General features: G+C 70.9%; 17 protein-coding genes and 3 pseudogenes. 13 read left to right on the top strand and 7 right to left on the bottom strand.

Going from position 1 to position 18292, the window contains the following annotated elements; translation table 11 throughout:
* Window positions 1–37: 37 nt before the first annotated feature.
* Window positions 38–661: a ribonuclease HII gene (rnhB, locus tag AC2YHT_RS14030; RefSeq protein ID WP_487290404.1), complete on the bottom strand. Its 624-nt coding sequence runs from the start codon at window positions 659–661 to the stop codon at window positions 38–40.
* A 143-nt stretch (window positions 662–804) separates the two neighbouring features.
* Between rnhB and AC2YHT_RS14025 the strand changes: the two genes are divergently transcribed.
* The 5 genes and pseudogenes from AC2YHT_RS14025 (at window position 805) to AC2YHT_RS14005 (ending at window position 4456) form a co-directional block, all read left to right on the top strand.
* The gene (locus tag AC2YHT_RS14025; RefSeq protein ID WP_487290403.1) at window positions 805–1539 is read left to right on the top strand and encodes a DMP19 family protein; all 735 of its coding nucleotides are present in this window, start codon (window positions 805–807) and stop codon (window positions 1537–1539) included.
* 105 nt (window positions 1540–1644) lie between these two features.
* Window positions 1645–2733: pseudogene (locus tag AC2YHT_RS14020) on the top strand (PepSY-associated TM helix domain-containing protein); the annotation flags it as partial.
* Entirely contained in the window at window positions 2730–2912 is a 183-nt protein-coding gene (locus tag AC2YHT_RS14015; RefSeq protein WP_487290402.1) for a hypothetical protein, read from the top strand. The pseudogene AC2YHT_RS14020 and the gene AC2YHT_RS14015, both read left to right, overlap by 4 nt.
* A gap of 33 nt (window positions 2913–2945) precedes the next feature.
* Complete coding sequence (locus AC2YHT_RS14010; RefSeq protein ID WP_487290401.1) at window positions 2946–3272, top strand: hypothetical protein; 327 nt, start codon at window positions 2946–2948, stop codon at window positions 3270–3272.
* Window positions 3269–4456: a sialidase family protein gene (locus tag AC2YHT_RS14005; protein ID WP_487290400.1), complete on the top strand. Its 1188-nt coding sequence runs from the start codon at window positions 3269–3271 to the stop codon at window positions 4454–4456. Before AC2YHT_RS14010 ends, AC2YHT_RS14005 begins: the two co-directional genes overlap by 4 nt.
* A 64-nt stretch (window positions 4457–4520) precedes the next feature.
* Here the strand turns inward: AC2YHT_RS14005 and AC2YHT_RS14000 are convergent, their stop codons facing one another.
* Window positions 4521–5189, bottom strand: coding sequence for a TetR/AcrR family transcriptional regulator (locus AC2YHT_RS14000; RefSeq protein WP_487290399.1), 669 nt, complete (start codon window positions 5187–5189; stop codon window positions 4521–4523).
* A gap of 83 nt (window positions 5190–5272) precedes the next feature.
* Here AC2YHT_RS14000 and AC2YHT_RS13995 point away from each other — a divergent pair, with 83 nt between their 5' ends.
* A complete protein-coding gene (locus AC2YHT_RS13995; RefSeq protein WP_487290398.1) occupies window positions 5273–5920 on the top strand; it encodes a glutathione S-transferase C-terminal domain-containing protein in 648 nt (215 codons plus the stop codon).
* 64 nt (window positions 5921–5984) lie between these two features.
* Complete coding sequence (locus AC2YHT_RS13990) at window positions 5985–6329, top strand: DUF8200 family protein (protein ID WP_487290397.1); 345 nt, start codon at window positions 5985–5987, stop codon at window positions 6327–6329.
* A 178-nt stretch (window positions 6330–6507) separates the two neighbouring features.
* Here the strand turns inward: AC2YHT_RS13990 and AC2YHT_RS13985 are convergent, their stop codons facing one another.
* Together AC2YHT_RS13985 and AC2YHT_RS13980 are read right to left on the bottom strand one after the other, a co-directional pair.
* Window positions 6508–7104: a DNA-3-methyladenine glycosylase I gene (locus tag AC2YHT_RS13985; protein WP_487290396.1), complete on the bottom strand. Its 597-nt coding sequence runs from the start codon at window positions 7102–7104 to the stop codon at window positions 6508–6510.
* Window positions 7105–7355: 251 nt separating this feature from the next.
* A complete protein-coding gene (locus AC2YHT_RS13980) occupies window positions 7356–8255 on the bottom strand; it encodes an alpha/beta fold hydrolase (protein WP_487290395.1) in 900 nt (299 codons plus the stop codon).
* 139 nt (window positions 8256–8394) lie between these two features.
* Here AC2YHT_RS13980 and AC2YHT_RS13975 point away from each other — a divergent pair, with 139 nt between their 5' ends.
* Window positions 8395–10098, top strand: coding sequence for a hypothetical protein (locus tag AC2YHT_RS13975; RefSeq protein ID WP_487290394.1), 1704 nt, complete (start codon window positions 8395–8397; stop codon window positions 10096–10098).
* A gap of 172 nt (window positions 10099–10270) precedes the next feature.
* Here AC2YHT_RS13975 and ygfZ read toward each other — a convergent pair whose 3' ends face one another.
* Complete coding sequence (ygfZ, locus tag AC2YHT_RS13970) at window positions 10271–11101, bottom strand: CAF17-like 4Fe-4S cluster assembly/insertion protein YgfZ (protein ID WP_487290496.1); 831 nt, start codon at window positions 11099–11101, stop codon at window positions 10271–10273.
* Between the two features lie 109 nt (window positions 11102–11210).
* On the opposite strand from ygfZ, the gene AC2YHT_RS13965 reads away from it, so the two are divergent.
* The 3 genes from AC2YHT_RS13965 to AC2YHT_RS13955 all read left to right on the top strand — a co-directional run bounded on the left by AC2YHT_RS13965 (window position 11211) and on the right by AC2YHT_RS13955 (window position 14495).
* The gene (locus AC2YHT_RS13965) at window positions 11211–12392 is read left to right on the top strand and encodes a glycosyltransferase family 9 protein (protein WP_487290393.1); all 1182 of its coding nucleotides are present in this window, start codon (window positions 11211–11213) and stop codon (window positions 12390–12392) included.
* Between the two features lie 231 nt (window positions 12393–12623).
* Window positions 12624–12917 (top strand): GIY-YIG nuclease family protein, encoded by a 294-nt coding sequence (locus AC2YHT_RS13960; protein WP_487290392.1) that lies wholly within the window; start codon window positions 12624–12626, stop codon window positions 12915–12917.
* A gap of 243 nt (window positions 12918–13160) precedes the next feature.
* On the top strand, window positions 13161–14495 hold the full coding sequence (locus tag AC2YHT_RS13955; protein ID WP_487290391.1) for a dihydroorotase: 1335 nt from the start codon (window positions 13161–13163) through the stop codon (window positions 14493–14495).
* Between the two features lie 22 nt (window positions 14496–14517).
* On the opposite strand, the pseudogene AC2YHT_RS13950 reads toward AC2YHT_RS13955, so the two are convergent.
* Window positions 14518–14631: pseudogene (locus tag AC2YHT_RS13950) on the bottom strand (hypothetical protein); the annotation flags it as partial.
* An 86-nt stretch (window positions 14632–14717) separates the two neighbouring features.
* Here AC2YHT_RS13950 and AC2YHT_RS13945 point away from each other — a divergent pair.
* Window positions 14718–16508: a feruloyl-CoA synthase gene (locus tag AC2YHT_RS13945; protein ID WP_487290390.1), complete on the top strand. Its 1791-nt coding sequence runs from the start codon at window positions 14718–14720 to the stop codon at window positions 16506–16508.
* Between the two features lie 29 nt (window positions 16509–16537).
* On the opposite strand, the pseudogene AC2YHT_RS13940 reads toward AC2YHT_RS13945, so the two are convergent.
* A pseudogene (locus AC2YHT_RS13940) lies at window positions 16538–16637 on the bottom strand (hypothetical protein); the annotation flags it as partial.
* 11 nt (window positions 16638–16648) lie between these two features.
* Between AC2YHT_RS13940 and AC2YHT_RS13935 the strand changes: the two are divergent.
* Window positions 16649–18190 carry an acetolactate synthase large subunit gene (locus tag AC2YHT_RS13935; protein WP_487290389.1) on the top strand — a complete coding sequence of 514 codons (1542 nt, stop codon included), beginning with the start codon at window positions 16649–16651 and terminating at the stop codon, window positions 18188–18190.
* Window positions 18191–18292 lie beyond the last annotated feature (102 nt).

Here is an 18292-nt window from a genome sequence, read left to right as displayed (position 1 = left end):
CTGCGGACGTCCGCCACAGCGTCAGGGTCCGCTCCCCTCAGCCCTCTCCCAACGCCCCCGCCAGCGCCAGCTTCACCGGGGCCCAGCTCAGGCGGTGGATCGGCGAGGGGCCGAGCTTGCGGAGGCCTTCGAGGTGGATGGGGGCGTGGTAGCCCTTGTGGCCGGCGAAGCCGTAGCCGGGATAGAGGCCGTCGGCCTCGACCATGATCCGGTCGCGGGCTTCCTTGGCCAGGATCGAGGCCGCGGCGATCGAGCACGACAGGCTGTCGCCCTTGACCACGGTCTTGACCTCGCACGGCAGGACGAAGCGGTAGTTGCCGTCCACCAGGGCGAAGGCCGGCTTGACCCCCAGCCCCTCGACAGCGCGCTTCATGGCCAGGCCCGCCGCGTGCAGGATGTTGAGCTCCGCGATCTCCTCGACGCTGGCCATGCCCACGCACCAGGCGACAGCCATGGCCTTGATCTCGATCTCCAGGGCCATGCGGGCCTTGGCGGAGAGCTTCTTGGAGTCGTTGAGGCCCGCAGGGACCCGGGCCGGATCGAGGATCACGGCGGCGGCGCTGACCGGACCGGCCCACGGCCCGCGGCCGGCCTCGTCCACCCCGCAGACCGGTCCCGGCCCGCAGGCGGCTTCCAGCATCATGTCGGGACCGCTCGGCATGGGCGGGTGTTTAGGCGCGTTCGCTGTCGAAGGGAACGGGGCGAGGCCGGATGGCGATTGACGACGCTCGCGCCGGTAGAGGATACGCTCCCCGCTCTCCCCTCGGGCGCGGTCGCATCGCGGGGAGGATCGGGGAATGGATCATGCCGAACACCAATCCGCTGCCGCGCCTGACACGCGCCCAGTTCGAGGAGGCACTGAAGCCGTACGACGCCGATACATGGGCGACGGGGGAGGGTCTGATCCACCGGCCCGAGGTGATGGAGATCGAGGGATGGAACTTCTATGGCAGCCCCGGCAACGACTCCCTGACCGAAGCCCAACGCGTGCTGATGATGTGGAGCGATCTTGTCGGCCAGACCGCCAACGGCGGCTTCAGCCAGTTCGCCTACAACTACCGAGCCAACCTGGCCCTGGCCTGGCGCCTGATCCGGCAACTGCCCTGGCCCGAGTTGCAGACGCATTTCGAGGCGGCGTTCCGCGAGCAGGCGGGCGACCCGGCCGCCCCCCGCGTGATCGAAGAGCCAAACCTGCTGGACGAGCCGAAGAAGTGGGCGCGCAACCGTCGGCGCTTGATGCGCCATCTGCTGTCGCAGGATCGCCCCTGGTGGCGGCCGCCCTCACGCAAGGAGATCGACGCCGCCCTGGGGGGGCGGGCCGACTGGTTTTGGCAAGCCAAGTACCAACAGCTGGTCGGCCAAGGCGTGCTGAGGCCCGACGGCGAAGCGGTGTTCGACGACTGGGAGGATCCGCCGTCTGAAGCCGTCGAGGCCTTCAGCGCCTGGTTCTACAAAACGGCGACCAAGGCCGGATCGATGGAAATGGTCCTGGCCTTCGCCCGCCAGCGCCAGGCCGAGCTTTGCCAACTGATCGATTGAGCCCGCCCCACGATCCGATTGTCACCGCACGGCTTTTTCTCTATCGCGACTCGTTCTCAGCGCTGGAGACCTCGCCGTGCCCGCCCCGTCCATCACCCCGCGCCTCGCCCGATGAAGGCCTCGACGCTGCGGGCCTGGTCGTGGGCGCACAAGTGGTCGAGCCTGGTCTCGACCCTGTTCCTGCTGATGCTGTGCCTCACCGGCCTGCCGCTCGTGTTCACCCACGAGATCGAGGAGGTGGCCATGCACCAGGCCTGGACGCCGGCGCATCCGAACGGGCCGAAGCTCGACCTCGACCAGGTGCTGGCCGCGGCCATGGCCCGCAAGCCCGGCGAGGTTCCCGCCTTCATGAGCTTCGACGAGGACCGGCCGGTGGTGAACGTCACCAGCGTGGTCCCCGGCAAGTCGGGCTACAGCTTCCAGCCGATCGACCAGACCAGCGGCGATCCGGCCCCGTCGGTGGCCGGCCATCCGGTGATGGAGTTCCTGCTCCAGCTGCACACCGACATGTTCCTGGGCCTGCCGGGCATGCTGTTCCTGGGGGCGATGGGGCTGCTGCTGGTGGTCGCGCTGGTGTCTGGCGTGGTGCTCTACGCGCCGTTCATGCGCCGGCTGCCGTTCGGCACGGTGCGGGCCCACAAGGCCGCGCGGACCCGCTGGCTCGACTATCACAATCTGCTGGGCGCGGTGACCCTGGCCTGGGTGCTGGTCGTGGGCGTCACCGGCGTCGTCAACACCCTGGCCACGCCGATCATCGCCTACTGGAAGGACACGGCGCTGAAGGAGCTAACCACCGCCTACGACCAGCCCGCGCCGATCGCGGCGCGCAGCTCGCTGAACGCGGCGGTCGAGCGCGCCAAGCTGGCCCTGCCCGGCAAGCAGCTGCAGTTCGTGGCCTTCCCCGGCTCGACCTATTCGACGCAGCACCACTACGCGGTGTTCTTCCACGGCGACACGCCGCTGACCGCCCACCTGACCACCCCGGCCCTGATCGACGCCCGCACGGGCCGGCTGGCCGCCGTGGCCCCGACGCCCTGGTACGTGGCGGCCCTGTCGCTGTCGCAGCCGCTGCATTTCGGCGACTATGGCGGCCTGCCGCTGAAGATCCTCTGGGCGCTGCTCGATCTGGCGACCATCGTGATCCTCGGCTCGGGCCTCTATCTGTGGCTGGTCAAGCGGGGGACGCTGAAATGAGCCGGGGCCATCTTTCGCTCTGGCAGGTGTTCCGCATCCCGCTGGCCGTGGCGGCGCTCAGCCTGTTTGGCCTGGTCGTCGCCCTGCTGGGCGACGGCGCCTGGGACTGGATCGGCGCGGCGGCCCTGGGGGCCTCGGTGGCGGTGACGATCTGGGCGCTGGTCGCGCGCAGGCGGTAGCGGAGAGGCGCCTCGCACCGTTAGGCTGGACGCATGAGAACCACGACGCCCGCCCCCTTCACCGTCCGGATGATCGGCCCGGACGGCGCCTACGACCTGGCCTTTCGTCCCACCGACGACTGGGACGGCGTGATCGACACCGTCATCGGCGGCGTCGCCATGACCTGGCACGTGGTGACGAGCGACCTTCACCCGGAAGGCGGCCGCAGCCTCGGCGGCATGACCATCGGGACGGACGCCGCCTGGGGCGACCAGTTCTGGTTCGAACTCGTCCTGGGGCCGGAGCCGACGACGATCACCTATTGGGGAAACAAGGTGGTGTGGCGGGTCGATCACGCCGTCGACGCGGCGCGCGCATGAGATTGTCATCGATCGCGAGCATCGCGGCCGTCCTACTGCTGACGGCCGCCGCCGCGCCGTCCACGCCGCCCTACACGGTCGCACCGGGGCTCTTCGCGCAGGGCCGGCCGGACCTCGACCTGGCGCCCGCGCCAGGTGCGGAGACCTTCACCGTCTTCGCGCCGAGCGAGGCGACCGACAAGTTCAGCAACGGCGTGGCTCTGATCGGCTTCAAGGGCCGCCTCTACGCCCAGTGGCAAAGCTCGGCCCGCGACGAGGATTCCGCCGACACCTGGGTCGCCTACAGCGTCAGCGACGATGGTGAGCGGTGGAGCGGGCCCAGGCGACTGGCGCCGGCCGGGACCGGCGGGCTGATGCGCTCGAGCGGCGGCTGGTGGAGCGACGGCAAAGTGTTGGTCGCCTACGCCAATGTCTGGCCGGAGGGCTTCCAGTCGGGGGCCGGCGGCTACGCCGAATACCGCACCAGCCGCGACGGGCGGACCTGGAGCGCGCCGCGCCGGGTTATGGGCGAAGGCGGCCGCCCCGTCGAAGGGGTGATCGAGCAGGACCCGCACCGGATCGACGGCCGGGTGATGACCGCCTTCCACCTGCGACCGGGGATGATCGCCAAGCCGTTCTTCACCGACGACCCGCTGGGGGTCTCGGGCTGGAGGCAGGGGAAGATGGAGAACCTGCCGCGCGACGCTTCACAGGCGGCCGCTCCGCACGAAAAGCGCCTCAGCCGCGAGATCGAGCCCAGCCTGTTCCGCCGCGCCGACGGCTGCGCGGTGATGGTGTTCCGCGACGAGGACCTCAGCTTCCGCCAGTTGGCCGCGCAAAGCTGCGACCAGGGCGAGACCTGGACCACGCCGGCCCTGACCGACATGCCCGACGCCCGCGCCAAGCAGAGCGCCGGCAACCTGCCGGACGGGACCGCCTATCTCGTCAACGCCCCCAACACCGACCGCCCGCGCCTGCCCCTGGCGGTGACCCTCAGCCCCGACGGCCAGCGCTTCGATCGCAGCTGGCGCCTGCGCGGCCAGGCCGACCTGCAGCCGCTGCGGTTCGAAGGCAAGTACAAGCGGCCGGGTTATCACTATCCCAAGAGCGTGGTCTGGAACGGCTGGCTCTATGTCGGCTACGCCGCCAACAAGGAGGACGTGCAGGTGACGCGGGTTCCGGTGGCGGGGCTGGCGAAGCGGTAAATCCTCCCCCTCTGGGGGAGGTGGCCCGGAGGGCCGGAGGGGGCCGGCACGGCGGCTAACCCCCTCAGTCGCTCCGCGACAGCTCCCCCAGAGGGGGAGCATCTGGGCGGCTCTCCTTCTCCGCCCCGCACACCAGCTCCACCGTCGCCTGGATCGTGGCTTCCAGCTGCTCGCGGGTTTCGCCGGCGCGGGCGCGGACCGACAGGGCGTTGAGCATGCCGCCGGCCACGCGGGCCAGCACCCCCGGATCGGCGCCGGGGGGCAGTTCGCCGGCGGCTTCGGCGCGGGCCACCAGGCGCTCGAAGCCCCGGTCCAACTCGTGCAGGCCGGCCGCCACCTTGTCGCGCACGGCGGGATCGACCACCGCCTGGCCCAGGCCCGCGCTGACCATGAAGCAGCCGCGCCCGCCATCCTCGCCCGACAGATAGATGTCCAGCGCCGCGCGATAGACCCGCTCCAGCGCCTGGCGCAGCGTGCCCCCGGCCCGGAACGCCTGGACCATCGCCCCGCGCGAGGAGTCCATATAGGCGTCGATGGCGGCGGAGAAGAGCGCCTGCTTATCGCCGAACGCCCCATACAGGCTGGGGCGGTTCATGCCGGTGGCGGCGCTGAGGTCGTCCAGCGAGGCGCCGGCGTAGCCCTGGGTCCAGAAGGTCTCGGTGGCCTTGGCCAGGGCGACCTGGGGGTCGTAGGCGCGCGGGCGGCCTCGGCGCTTGGCGGGTTGTTCCGACATCTCGACTCTCTCCAGGCCGGCGCTGCTTTTTGTACCGTTTCGCAGCTTATTCCTTGACCCCGGTTATTTTTATGCGAAACAGTATGAAAATGCAAACGGAGGCGGCGATGGACCTGTACTTCTCTCCGATGGCCTGCTCGATGGCGACGCGGATCGCCGCCTACGAGGCGGGCGCGCCGATCAACTTCATCCAGGTCGACACGAAGGCCCGGCCCAAGCGCACGCACGACGGCGCGCCGTTCCTGGCGATCAATCCGATGGGCCAGGTGCCGGTGCTGCGCACGGGCGACGGCGAGCTGATCTATGAGAACGCGGTGATCCTGCAGCATGTGGCCGACCTGTTCCCGGCCGCCGGCCTGATCGCCCCCGACGGTCCCGAGCGCCGCCGCGCCCAGAGCTGGCTGAGCTTCGTCGGCGCCGAGCTGCACGCCCGGACCTTCGGCGTCCTGCTGGCCGCCAGCGCGCCGGAAGACGCCAAGGCCCTGGCCCGCTCGTCGGCCGCCGAGCGCTTCGCGGTGCTGGAGGCGCACCTGGCCGGGCGCGAATTCCTGCAGGACCGCTTCGGCGTCGCCGACGCCTATCTGTTCGTGATGCTGGTCTGGGCCCGCTACCTGGCGATGGACTTCACGCCCTATCCCGCCCTCTGCGCCTATCGCGACCGCCTGCAAGTCCGCCCCTCGGTGGCGCGGGCGCTGGGCGAGGAATTCACGCTCTTCAAGGCCGCCGCCTAGGCGCGGCGGCCGACCGGTACCCAGTAAGCGTACCCTCCCCAACCTCCTCCCCGGAGCTTTTCCCATGCGTAGCTTTCTTTTCGCCGTCGCGGCCCTGGTCGCGACGGGCGGCCCCGCCATGGCCGAACCCCAGGCCCAGAACGCTTGGCTGACCCTCAGCGCGCCCGCGCCCCGCGACTACATCGTGTTCGACGGCGCGGCCTGGCGCTGCGAGGGCCAGGTCTGCCGCTCGCTCCAGGTGAAATCGCTGCCGCCCCTGCGCAGCTGCCGCCGCCTGTCGCGCGAACTGGGGACCGTGACGGGCTTCAGCTATCGCGGCGTGACGCTGTCCGACGCCCAGCTGGCCGACTGCAACCCGGTGCGCTTCGCCAAGACGCCCAGCCCCGCCGAGGTCGCGGCGGCGCGTTAGGTGGCGGCGGGCAGTCCTCCGCCCTGCGCTACCCAAACCCGTTCTTCCCCGCGAAGGCGGGGATCCAAGCCGAGGTCGCGGATGATCCACGGCCGCGCCCCCGCCTGAAATTCAGCTTGGGTCCCCGCCTTCGCGGGGATGCTCGGGGGAAAATGGCCGAGCTTCCGACGCGCGCCCCCTACCCCGCCTTCCCGCCCAACACCCTGCACTCGTCATGCCTAAAGCACGTCACGAAGTGGTCGTTGACCATGCCGACGGCCTGCATGAAGGCGTAGACGATCACCGGGCCGCAGAACTTGAAGCCCTTGGCCTTCAGGGCCTTGGCCATCTCGACGGCCAGGGGCGTCTGGGCCGGGACGTCGCCCATGCCGGTGAAGCTGTTCTGGATCGGGGCGCCGCCGACGATGCCCCAAAGGAACTCGGAGAAGTCCTCGCCCCGGTCGCGCATGTCGAGATAGATCCGCGCGCCGTTGATGGCCGCGTCGATCTTGGCGTTGGAGCGGATGATGCCGGCGTCGGCCATCAGCCGGGCGCGGTCCTCGGCACCGAAGCGGGCGACGATCTCGGGGTCGAAATCGGCGAAGGCGGCGCGGAAGGCCTCGCGCTTCTTGAGGATGGTGATCCACGACAGCCCGGCCTGGAAGCCGTCGAGCACCAGCTTCTCCCAAAGGGCGCGGCTGTCGTACTCGGGCACGCCCCACTCGGTGTCGTGATAGGCCTCGTACAGCGGGTCGCCGTTCATGCCCCGCCAGGTGCAGCGATGGATCTCAGTCATGCGGCGACGCTAGCAGAACCGATGGCGGAAACCAGAACTTTTGAAGAACATCCGCGCAGACCGATTAGGTCGGATCGACATTCACCGGCCCGAGTTCATTTTTTTCACCGAGCATCCCCGCGAAGGCGGGGATCCAAGCCGAGGTCGGAATCGACCCACGGCCGCGCCTCATCCTGAAAACCAGCTTGGATCCCCGCCTTCGCGGGGAAACACGGATTTGAAGATCGCGAACAGCTGAATGTCGACACGGCCTAAGGCTTCAGGAACGCCTCGACCTCGGCCTGGAAGCGGGCCGGCTGGTCGATCATCACGAAGTGGGCGGAGTCGTCGATGCGGACGAGCCTGACCCCCTTCAGCGGCGCATAGGCCGCGCCGTACCAGCCGGCGAAGGCCTCGACGGGCGCAAAGCTGGCCTTGTTCCAGGCCCAGACCACGGTGGTGGGGGCGGTGATGTTCGGCAGTTCGGGCGCTAGGTCGGTGGTCAGCAGTTCCTCCATCGCCCGGCCCACCACCTTGCGGTCGCTGGCCAGGGAGTCGTCGACCACCGCCTTGCGGGCGCTCTCGGTGAGCACCATGGTCGCGGCGGTCTGGTTCTGGCGGGCCAGGTACTGGTCCGGCGGCGAGGTCTCGATCCGCTGGCGGAAGTCGGCCGCGCCCTTGGCCACGGCGTCGCGCGAGGCGCCCGGTCCGAAATAGGCCATGGCCAGGTTGGGGAACATGTCGACCACCATCAGCCGGCCGACCAGCGCTGGATGCCGGGTCGCCAGCATCAGGCCGATCGTGCCGCCCATCGAATGGCCGATGACGGCCGGCGCCTTCAGCCCCTTGGCCTGGATGTAGGCTGCCAGGCCCTCGGCGACGCCGGCCGCGACCGCGCCATCGGCGTTGGCCCCGGCCGGATCGCCGGCGAAGCCCGCCACCTGCACCAGGTGGACGCAGTAGCGATCTTCCAGCGCCTTGGCCGTCGGCGCCCAGACCGCCCGCGACGAGGCCAGGCCCGGGATCAGGATCACGTCCGGCCCCTTGCCGCGGACGACCACGGAGAAGCGGTCGATGTCGGCCGCCAGGGCCGGTCCGGCGAGCGCGGCCAGAGGGACGGCCAGAGGGACGACCAGCAGGGCGCCCGCGCCCAGGAGTTCACGGCGGTTCATTGGCTTTCCCCCAGACGGCGATGCTCGCCCGAAGACTTGAGCCCAGATCCTCGCCGCCGCAATCGCCCGCGCGATGAATAATCAGTAATCAATTTATGAGCGAGTATGGCCCGCGCGCTTGGCGACGGAGACGGCCCGCATGAGCGAGACGTTCGGACGGCGAAAACCCGCTCCCAGTCCCGACGGGCCGGCCAAGCCTCGGCGCTGGCCCGCCTGGCCGCTGTTCCTGCTGGCGATGATCCCGGCCTATCTGCTGCAGCAGATCCCGCTGCTGAACCTGATCCTGTTCTTCGCCCTGTCGCCGCTGTGGATCGGCCTGCTGTTCAACGCCGCCCTGGTGACGATGGCGGTTGACGCCTGGCGCCGGGCCGCGCCCCGCTCGCTGCTGATCATCCCGGTGCTGGTCTATGGCGGCAACCTGGTCTGGTGCGTCACGGGCTATCTGGACTATCGCGCCCTGGACGCCCGCCTGCGGCGCGAGAACGCCGCCGCTCACCTGCCCTTCGATCCGGCCCAGGCCTCGATCCTGGCCCCCGGGCAACTGGCCCAGAGCCTGGTCGAGCGCTACGCCCTGCCGGTCGTCTACCGCTATCCCGACGTCTACCGCAGCGGCCAGCCGGCCGCGCTGCGGGTGCTGCCGCGCGCGACCTGCGAGACCATTCCCAAGTCCCCCGACCTGCGGATGACGGCGCAGCGGATGATGGTCGGCCGGGCGCTCGTGTCCAACGCCTGCGTGCTGAGCCTGCCCGGCGAGCCGCAGGGGCCGGTGGTGCGGGTGGCCACCGGCGAAGGGCCGGGGGATCTGGAGCCGGGTCTGCGGCGCCTGACCCTGACGGCGCCGGACGGCCGCGCCGTCGCCCTGGCCTATGGGATCGCCGCCATCCCCTCGCCGATCCCCTTCCCGCTGGTCAGTTGCCTCACCTGGACCCGCCACGAATGCACCCACACGCTCTACCAGCTGAAGCCGGGGGTCGGCGGCGGGGCGGAGGGCTTTGCGGGCATGGTCGCCGGAGCCCTTGGCCTGGCGGAACGGCCGATCCATACGACCAGGACCGGCGGCAAGCTGATCCTGTCGCTCGACGAGGCCCAGACCCGCGCCCTGGCGGCGGGTTCGGAACCGGCCGTGGCCCAGGCCCGCGCCTTCGGACGCCAGGCCGTGGACAAGAACCTGGCCCGCTTCTCGCGCCTGATGGCCGGCGAGGACCTGGCCCAGGACGAGGACTTCAGCCGCTGGATCGTGGTCAGCAACGCCGACCAGGTCGACCCCGAGGCCCTGCTGGCGGCGATCGGACGGGCCTATGGCGATCGCTCCCGCTCCAGCGCCCAGCAGACCTTCGCCGACGTGGCCGCCGCCCTGCCGGCCGAGGCCTTCGCCCGCATCGGCCCGCGCCTGGCGCCGCTGGTCGGCGAGGACGCGGCCCTGGAGGGTCTGGCCGTCCGCCTGGGCGATCTGGGCGCGCCGGCCGCCCTGCCGCTGGCGAAAAGGATCGAGGCCGTCCGCTCGGTGCCGGGCCGCACCGACGCCCTGCTGGGCCTCTGCCGGGCGGGACCGGCGGCGGCCGGCGTCGCCGACCGGGTCGCGACTATCCCCCGGGACGACGCCCGCGCCGACGTGATCCAGGCTTCGGTGCTGGCGCTGCTGCGGATGGGACGGCGCGACCTGGCGCAGCCGCTGGCCGCCCTGCCCGCCAGCAACGGTTTCAACGGCGCCGCCCGGCGCGGCTACCGCAAGGAGATCGACCGCATCCTCGCCGAGGTGGGGCCGGCCTCGCCGCGCTCGGTGTGCCAGCTGGATGGCGAGAGCCGCCTGCCGCGCGTGCCCTGGCTGGAAGGGGCCGGCTAGGGCGGATCATCCGCCTGCCTTCCCCAACCTCCGTCCTTCCCCGCGAAGGCGGGGACCCAAGCTGGCTTTCGGGGAATGGCGCCGCCGTGGGCTAGCCGCGGACTCGGCTTGGATCCCCGCCTTCGCGGGGAGGCTCGGTGAAAGATGGCCGAAGGTCTTGAAGTCGGGCCGACTAGACCGTCGGAACCACCACCGGCGTCGGCGGGACCCAGTCGGGGCGCTCGACCCGCACGGGACGGCCGTCGACCGTCAGGTCCGCGCCCTCGATGCGGTCCAGGCGCAGCAGGGCCATGGCCCGGCCGTCGCCGCCGCTGAGCACCTCGCCGGCGCGAAGCTCGCCGGCCAGCACCTCGGCGCCGAAGGCCGGGGCCGGGCCGTCGAAGGCGATCGGCAGCATGCGGTTCTTGATCGTGCCGCGCCGCTTCATGCGGCTGGTGGTCTCCTGGCCGACGAAGCAGCCCTTCTTGAAGTCGATGCCCGAGAGCAGGTCGAAGTCGGCCTCGATCGGATAGGCCTTGTCGCTGAGCCAGTCGGCGGGGCCGGGCACGCCCAGGGCCAGGCGATGGGCGTCGTACTCGGCTTCCGTGGCGTCGGGCTCGGCCGTCGGGCCATAGACCCGCGCGCCCAGGGCCGGCAGGCGGGGATCGGCGTAGAAGCCCTCGCCCACCACCGGTGCGCCGTCCGGCGCGAACACGGCCGCGACCGCCAGATCGGAAGCCCCGATCTCGACCTTGGCCCGCAGGCGGTACATCGACAGCCGCGTGACGATGGCCTCGCGGTGCTCGGCCGCCACGTCCAGCAAGGCGCCGTCCGGAAGGCCGGCCACGAACAGGTCGTAGAGCAGCCGCCCCTGCGGCGTCAGCAGGCCCGAAAAGCGCAACTCGCCGGGCGCCAGCGTCTCGACGTCCTGGGTCAGCAGGCCCTGCAGGAAGCTGCGCCAATCGGGGCCGGCGACGGCGATGACGGCGCGGGAGGAAAGATGGGCGGTGCGCGGGCTGGTCATGGCCGAACATGTGGCGCCAGGGCGACGCATCCGCCAGTCTTTCATGCGAAGAAAGCTTAAGCGGGATAACGGGATGCGTTGACAGGCGGTTCACCCTATAGATGGACCGATGACACAGCGGGCCTTCCCGATTCTCTTCATCACCGCCACGCGTATCGGCGACGCCGTGCTGTCGTCCGGCCTGATCAAGATGCTGGCCGACGAGATCCCCAACGCCCGCTTCACCATCGTCGCCGGCCCGCTGGCCGCCCCCCTGTTCGCCCATGTCCCCGGCCTCGACCGGGTGATCGTCATGGAGAAGGGCAAGGGCAAGGGTCACTGGTTCAAGCTGTGGAACCAGGTGCGCCACAAGAAGTGGGGCCTGGTGGTCGATCTGCGCGGCAGCGCCACCGCCCTCTTCCTGCGCCGCGAGAAGCGGGCGATCTGGAAGAAGACCCCCGGCGAGATCGCCCACAAGGTGATCGAGACCGCCCGCGTGCTGAAGATCGAAGACGCCCCGCCGGCGCCGCACCTCTACATCACCCCGGAAGTCCAGGCCCTGGCCGACCAGATGCTGGCCCCGCGCGGCAATGAGCAGGCCGGCCCGATCCTGGCCATGGGCCCGGCCGCCAACTGGATCGGCAAGGTCTGGCCGATCGAGCGCTTCACCCAGACGGCGGCCCAGCTGCTCGGTCCCGGCGGCAAGCTGGAGGGCGGGCGCCTCTTGATCCTCGGCGGTCCGGAGGACGGCCGCATGGTCGAGGAGCTGCGCATGGCCTCCGCGCGCGGCCGCTGCATCGACCTGACCGGCAAGGTCGATTTGCTGACCGCCTATGCCTGCCTCAAGCGCGCCGACCTCTTCATCGGCAACGACAGCGGCCTGATGCACATCGCCGCCGCGGCCGGCACGCCCACCGTCGGCCTGTTCGGCCCCTCGGACGAGCGCCGCTATGGCCCCTGGGGTCCGCTGACCCGCGCCGTACGCGGCCCGCGCGACTTCGAACAGTTCAAGGCCGTCGATCCCGACCTCTCGCAGGCCATCCGCCACATGAGCGACCTGCCGGTGGCCAAGGTGGTTCGGGCGGCCGTGGCGCTGCTGGACGAGGCCCGCGCCAGCGCGGTCGTCGTCGCGCCGCCGGTGGAAGAACCGGTCGCCGAAACGCCGGTCGAAGCCGCCGCGCCGGAAGCGGCCCTGGAAGCCGCCGCCGAAACCCCGGCCATCGCCGAAGAGCCGGCCGAAGCCGAACCCAAACTCAAGGTCTCCCCCCGCCGCCGCAAACGCGCCAGCGGCGAAGCCAGCCCGCCGGCTTAGAACGGCCGCTCTCCCTCTGCTCTTCCGCATTTAACTCCGAGCATCCCCGCGAAGGCGGGGACCCAAGCGGAGTCTGCGGCCGCGCCAAGATCGGCCGCCGATGCGCGAACACCAACCTCAGCTTGGATCCCCGCCTTCGCGGGGACGCTCGGATGAAGGGCGGAGCTAGCCTATTGCACGCCAAGATTGTTCTCGTTATGTTCTATTTCGAGAGCAACCCGAGGCCGGCCCATGGACCTCCTGTTCACCGTCTACATCCTGGCCAGCGCCCCCTACGGCACGCTCTATTGCGGCCACACAGACGACCTTGCCCGCCGCATCTGGCAGCACAAGGAAGAGCACTTCCGGGGCTTCACCCGCCGCTACGGCGTGCACCGGCTGGTCTGGTATGAGAACGGCGACAGCCGCGAAGGCGCGCTGATCCGCGAGCGCCAGATCAAGAAATGGAACCGCGCCTGGAAGATCCGGCTCATCGAGGCGATGAACCCGGGCTGGTTGGACCTGTACGAGACGTTGAACTGTTGATGGCGTTCTGGCTGAACGCCCCTCTTCCGCTCACCCCCGCGAAGGCGGGGGCCCAAGCCGAACGGGGGTTTGTATCACGGTCGGCGGTGGCCAACCCCACGGCGTCGCGCAGCGGCCGCCCCCGCTTGGGTCCCCGCCTTCGCGGGGATGATCGGAGTTTAGGGTCCAGGTGAAATAGGGAAACCTGTTGCCACCCGCCCGCAGCGGACCTAGACCCCGGCAACCCCCTCAGGAGCGCGCGCCATGTCCCAGACCTTCGACCTGATCGTCCGTGGGGGCGAGGTGGTGAATCATGCCGGGCGCGGGATCACCGACGTCGGCGTGCGCGGCGGCAAGATCGTCGCCATCGGCGACCTCAGCCAGGCCTCGGCGGGCGAGGTGTTCGACGCCACGGGCCTGACCGTGCTGCCGGGCGTGATCGACAGCCAGGTGCACTTCCGCGAGCCGGGCCTGGAGTGGAAGGAAGACCTGGAAAGCGGTTCGCGCGGCGCGGCCCTCGGCGGCGTGGTCGCCGTGTTCGAGATGCCCAACACCGAGCCGACCACCACCGATCCGGACGCCCTGGCCGACAAACTGGCCCGCGCCAAGAACCGGATGCACACCGACCACGCCTTCTATGTCGGCGGCACCCACGAGAACGCCAATTTCCTGGGCGAGCTGGAACGCCTGCCGGGCTGCTGCGGCATCAAGGTGTTCATGGGCGCCTCGACCGGCAGCCTGCTGGTGCAGGACGACGAGGGCGTCGAGAACGTGCTGCGGCACGTGAACCGCCGCGCGGCCTTCCACTCGGAGGACGAATACCGCCTGGCCGACCGCCGCCACCTGGCCCGTCCTGGCGACTGGACCAGCCACCCCGAGGTGCGCGACGCCCAAGCCGCCCTGCAATCGACCCACCGCCTGGTGCGCATCGCCAAGAACCTGGGCAAGCGCATCCACGTGCTGCACGTCACCACCAAGGAAGAGATCGACTTCCTGGCCCAGAACAAGGACGTCGCCTCGGTCGAGGTCACGCCCCAGCACCTGACCCTGGTCGCGCCGGAGGCCTATGAGCGGCTGAAGGGCTTCGCCCAGATGAACCCGCCGATCCGCGACGCCTATCACGTGGCCGGCGTCTGGCGCGGCATCGAGGCCGGCATCGCCGACGTGCTGGGCAGCGACCACGCCCCCCACACCCGCGAGGAGAAGGCCCGCCCCTATCCGGCCTCGCCGTCGGGCATGCCGGGCGTGCAGACGCTGGTGCCGGTGATGCTGACCCACGTGGTGGACGGCAAGCTTTCCCTCGAGCGCTTCGTCGACCTGACCAGCCATGGCGTCAACCGCGTGTTCGGCCTGGCCGACAAGGGCCGCCTGGCCGAAGGCTTCGACGCCGACTTCACCATCGTCGACATGAAGGCCCGCAAGACCATCACCCACGAGCAGATGGCCAACCGCGCCGGCTGGACCCCCTTCGACGGCTTCGAGGCCAAGGCCTGGCCGGTGGCCACCATCGTGCGCGGCATCGTGGTCATGCGCGACGACGAGATCATCGCCGAGGGCCGCGGCGAGCCCGTGCGGTTCCTGGAGACGCTGGCGAAATAAGACCCCCAGCTCCTCCCTCGCTTTAGCGGGGGAGGTGGCGCGCTGCGGATACGCAGCGTGACGGAGGGGGCGAGGGACGGAGCGCCGCGCGCGCCGCCGCCCCCTCCACCGCTTCGCGGTCCCCCTCCCCCGTTTCGCTTCGCTACTCGGGGGAGGAGTTGTCGATCGAACGCCGCTCGCCGAGGATTGAACGGCCGTTCGACGCGCTCCATAACAGGGGGCATGGACACCCTCGTCAGCGCTCCGTTCCGTGACGCCCGCTATGCGCAACGGGCGCTGGAGGTCGAAAAGCACGGCGAGGCGCTGATCCTGCGCAACCCCATGCCCTATTCCGACGCGGTGCGGACCACCACCGCCCCGCTGGCCCGCTGGGCCGCCCAGGCGCCGAACCGGGTCTGGCTGGCCGAGCGCGTAGAGGGCCAGGGCGGCTGGCGGACGATCACCTATGGCGAGGCGTACGAGAAGATCGTTCGCCTGTCCGACGGCCTGGGCGACCTGGCCCTTCTGCCCGATCCCGACAGGCCGCTGCTGATCCTTGCCCGCAACGGCATTGACCACGCCCTGATCGCCTACGCCGCCATGATGGGCGGACGCGCCGTGGCGCCGGTGTCGCCGCAATACGGCCAGGCGGGCGCCGACCTGGCGCGGCTGGGCCAGGCGCTGGAACGCCTGAATCCGGCGGCGGTCTATGTCGACGACGCGGCGGTCTTCGCCCACGGCCTGTCGCATCCGGCCCTGGCGGACCTGCCGATCATCGTCAGCCGCAACGCCCGCCCTGGCGACATCGCGCTGGACGGACTGCTGCGCAGGTTCCAGCCGATCGACTTCGCCAGGCCCGAGCTGCCGGCCAAGCTGCTGCTGACCTCGGGCTCGACCGGGCGGCCCAAGGCGGTGATCTGCACCCACGCCAACATCGCGCTGAACGCCGCCCAGATCGAGGCCTGCTACGCCGATCCCGACCCGCCTGTGCTGGTCAATTCCGCGCCCTGGAGCCACAGCCTGGGGGCCAACGCCATTCTGCACATGGTGCTGCACCGGGGCGGCACGCTGTACATCGACACCGGCCAGCCCGTGCCGGGGCGCTTTTCCGAGACACTGCGGAACCTGCGCGAGGTCTCGCCGACCTATCACAACATGGTGCCGGCCGGCTGGGGCCTGCTGGTCGGCGAGCTGGAGCGCGATCCGGTGCTGGCCGCGACCTTCTTCCGCAAGGTGCGGGTGCTGCAGTACGGCGGCGCGGCCATGGCCCAGTCGATCCTCGACCGGGTGCAGGCCGTGGCCCTGGAGACCACCGGCCAGCGCATCACCTTCGCGGCCGGCTACGGCGCCACCGAGACCGGGCCGACGGCCTGCAACATCCACTGGCTGAACGCGCGCTCGGGCATGGTCGGCCTGCCCACGCCCGGCACGTCGGTGAAGCTGGTGCCGGCCGGCGAGAAGCTGGAGATCCGGGTCAAGGGCCCGCAGGTCTCGCCCGGCTATCTCGACCAGCCGGACGCCACGCGCGAGGCCTTCGACGAGGACGGCTTCTACCGCCTGGGCGACGCCGCGCGGCTGGCCGATCCGGACGATCCCTCGGCGGGCCTCGTGTTCGACGGGCGGCTGGTGGAGAACTTCAAGCTGGCCAGCGGGACCTTCGTCGCCGCCGGGGCCCTGCGGGTGGCGGCGATCTCGGCCATCGGCGGGGCGGCCAGCGACGCCGTGGTCTGCGGCGAGGGCCGCGACGGCGTCGGGCTGATGCTGTTCCTGGAGCCCCGGACCTGCGAGCGCATCGGCGACGCGGCGGCCGTGCGGGCGGCGGTGCGGGCCGGGCTGGAGCGCTTCAACGCCGGAGCCAGGGGCGGCGGCCGCGTGGCCCGCGCCCTGATCCTGCCCGGCGCCCCCGACGCGGCCAGCGGCGAGCTGACCGACAAGGGCTACATCAACCAGGCCCTGGCCCGCGAGCGGCGGCCAGCGGAGATCGAGCGGCTGTTCGCGGCGGCGCCGGATGAAGACGTGATGGTGTTTGGTTGATCTAGAAAGATCGTCATCCCGGACGGCCTAGCCGATCCGGGACCCAGGGGCCGCCGCACTGCCGCTTGCCCCTGGGTCCCGGCTCTCCGCTTCGCTACGGCCGGGATGACGCGCGTTGTTGTTAGGCAAGGAAAAAGCACATGAACGGCGCCGACGCCCTGATCACCACCCTGGCCGACAACGGCGTCACCGCCTGCTTCGCCAACCCCGGCACCAGCGAGATGCAGTTCGTCTCGGCCCTGGACCGCGAGCCGCGCATGCGCTCGATCCTGTGCCTGTTCGAGGGCGTGGCGACCGGGGCGGCCGACGGCTATGGGCGGATCGCGGGCAGGCCGGCCTGCACCCTGCTGCACCTGGGGCCGGGCTACGCCAACGGCGCGGCCAATCTGCACAACGCCCGCCGGGCCTTCACCCCGATCGTCAACGTGGTCGGCGACCACGCCACCTATCACCGGGGGTTCGACGCCCCGCTGAACAGCGACATCGCCGCCCTGGCCGCGCCCAACTCGCTGTGGGTGAAGTCGGCAGAGAGCGCCGACAGCGTCGGCCCCCTCGCGGCCGAGGCGATCACAGCCAGCTACGGGACGCCGGCGGGCAACGCCTGCCTGATCCTGCCCGCCGACGCGGCCTGGAACGAGGCGACGGTGCACGGCGGGGTCGCCGAGATCCCCGCCCCCGGCGCGCCGAACGACGAGACGATCGCCGCCGTCGCCCACGCGGTGAAGGCGGCCAAGGCGCCGGTGCTGCTGCTGGGCTCGGGCGCCTGCCGCGCGGACGGGATCGCCGCCGCCGGACGGCTGGCGACCCTGGGCATCCGGGTGCTGACCGACACCTTCACCGCCCGCCAGGCGCGCGGCGAAGGCCGCTTCCGCCCCGACAAGCTGCCCTATTTCGGCGAGCAGGCCCTCAAGGAACTCGACGGCGCCGACCTGATGGTGCTGGTCGCCACCGAGCGCCCGGTGGCCTTCTTCGCCTATCCCGACCGGCCCAGCGTGCTCGTGCCCGAGCACTGCGGGCTGGAGACCCTGTGCGGCCGGGGCGACGACGCCGCCGCCGCCCTCCACGCCCTGGCCGACGCCCTGGAGGCCCCCGCCGCCGGTCCGGCCGAGGCCTACGCCCCGCCGCCCGCGCCGGCCGGCAAGCTGGACGCCTGGGCCATCGGGGCCAGCATCGCCCGCCACATGCCGGCCGATACGGTGATCTCCGACGACGCGGTGACCGCCGGCCTGCCGATCTTCACCCAGACCCGCGCCGCCCGCGCCCACGACTGGCTGTCGCTGACCGGCGGCGCCATCGGCCAGGGCATCCCGCTGGCCATCGGCGCGGCCGTGGCCCGGCCGGACGCCAAGGTCCTGGCCCTGACCGGCGACGGGGCGGGCATGTACACGGTGCAGGGCCTGTGGACGATCGCCCGCGAGCAGCTGGACGTGGTGGTCGTGGTCTTCGCCAACCACGTCTACCGCATCCTCGGCATCGAGCTTTCCCGCACCGGCGCCGGCCCGGCGGGCCAGGCGGCCAGCAAGCTGCTCGACATCGGCGAGCCGCGCATCGACTGGGTGGCGGTGTCGCAGGGGCTGGGCGTGTCCGCGCAGCGGGTGGAGACGACCGAAGCCTTCGACGCCGCGTTCGAACAGGCGATGGCCGGCAAGGGGCCAAGGTTGATCGAGGCGGCTCTGGCCTAACCCCCTCCGGCCCTCCGGGCCACCTCCCCCAAAGGGGGAGGATCTGGGTTCGCGCCGTCAGATGCTCCCCCTCTGGGGGAGCTGTCGCGGAGCGACTGAGGG

Source organism: Caulobacter sp. SRI_008, from assembly GCF_057586355.1.
The sequence above is the reverse complement of the archived record's forward strand: the minus strand, read 5'-3'. Positions and strand labels throughout refer to the sequence as shown.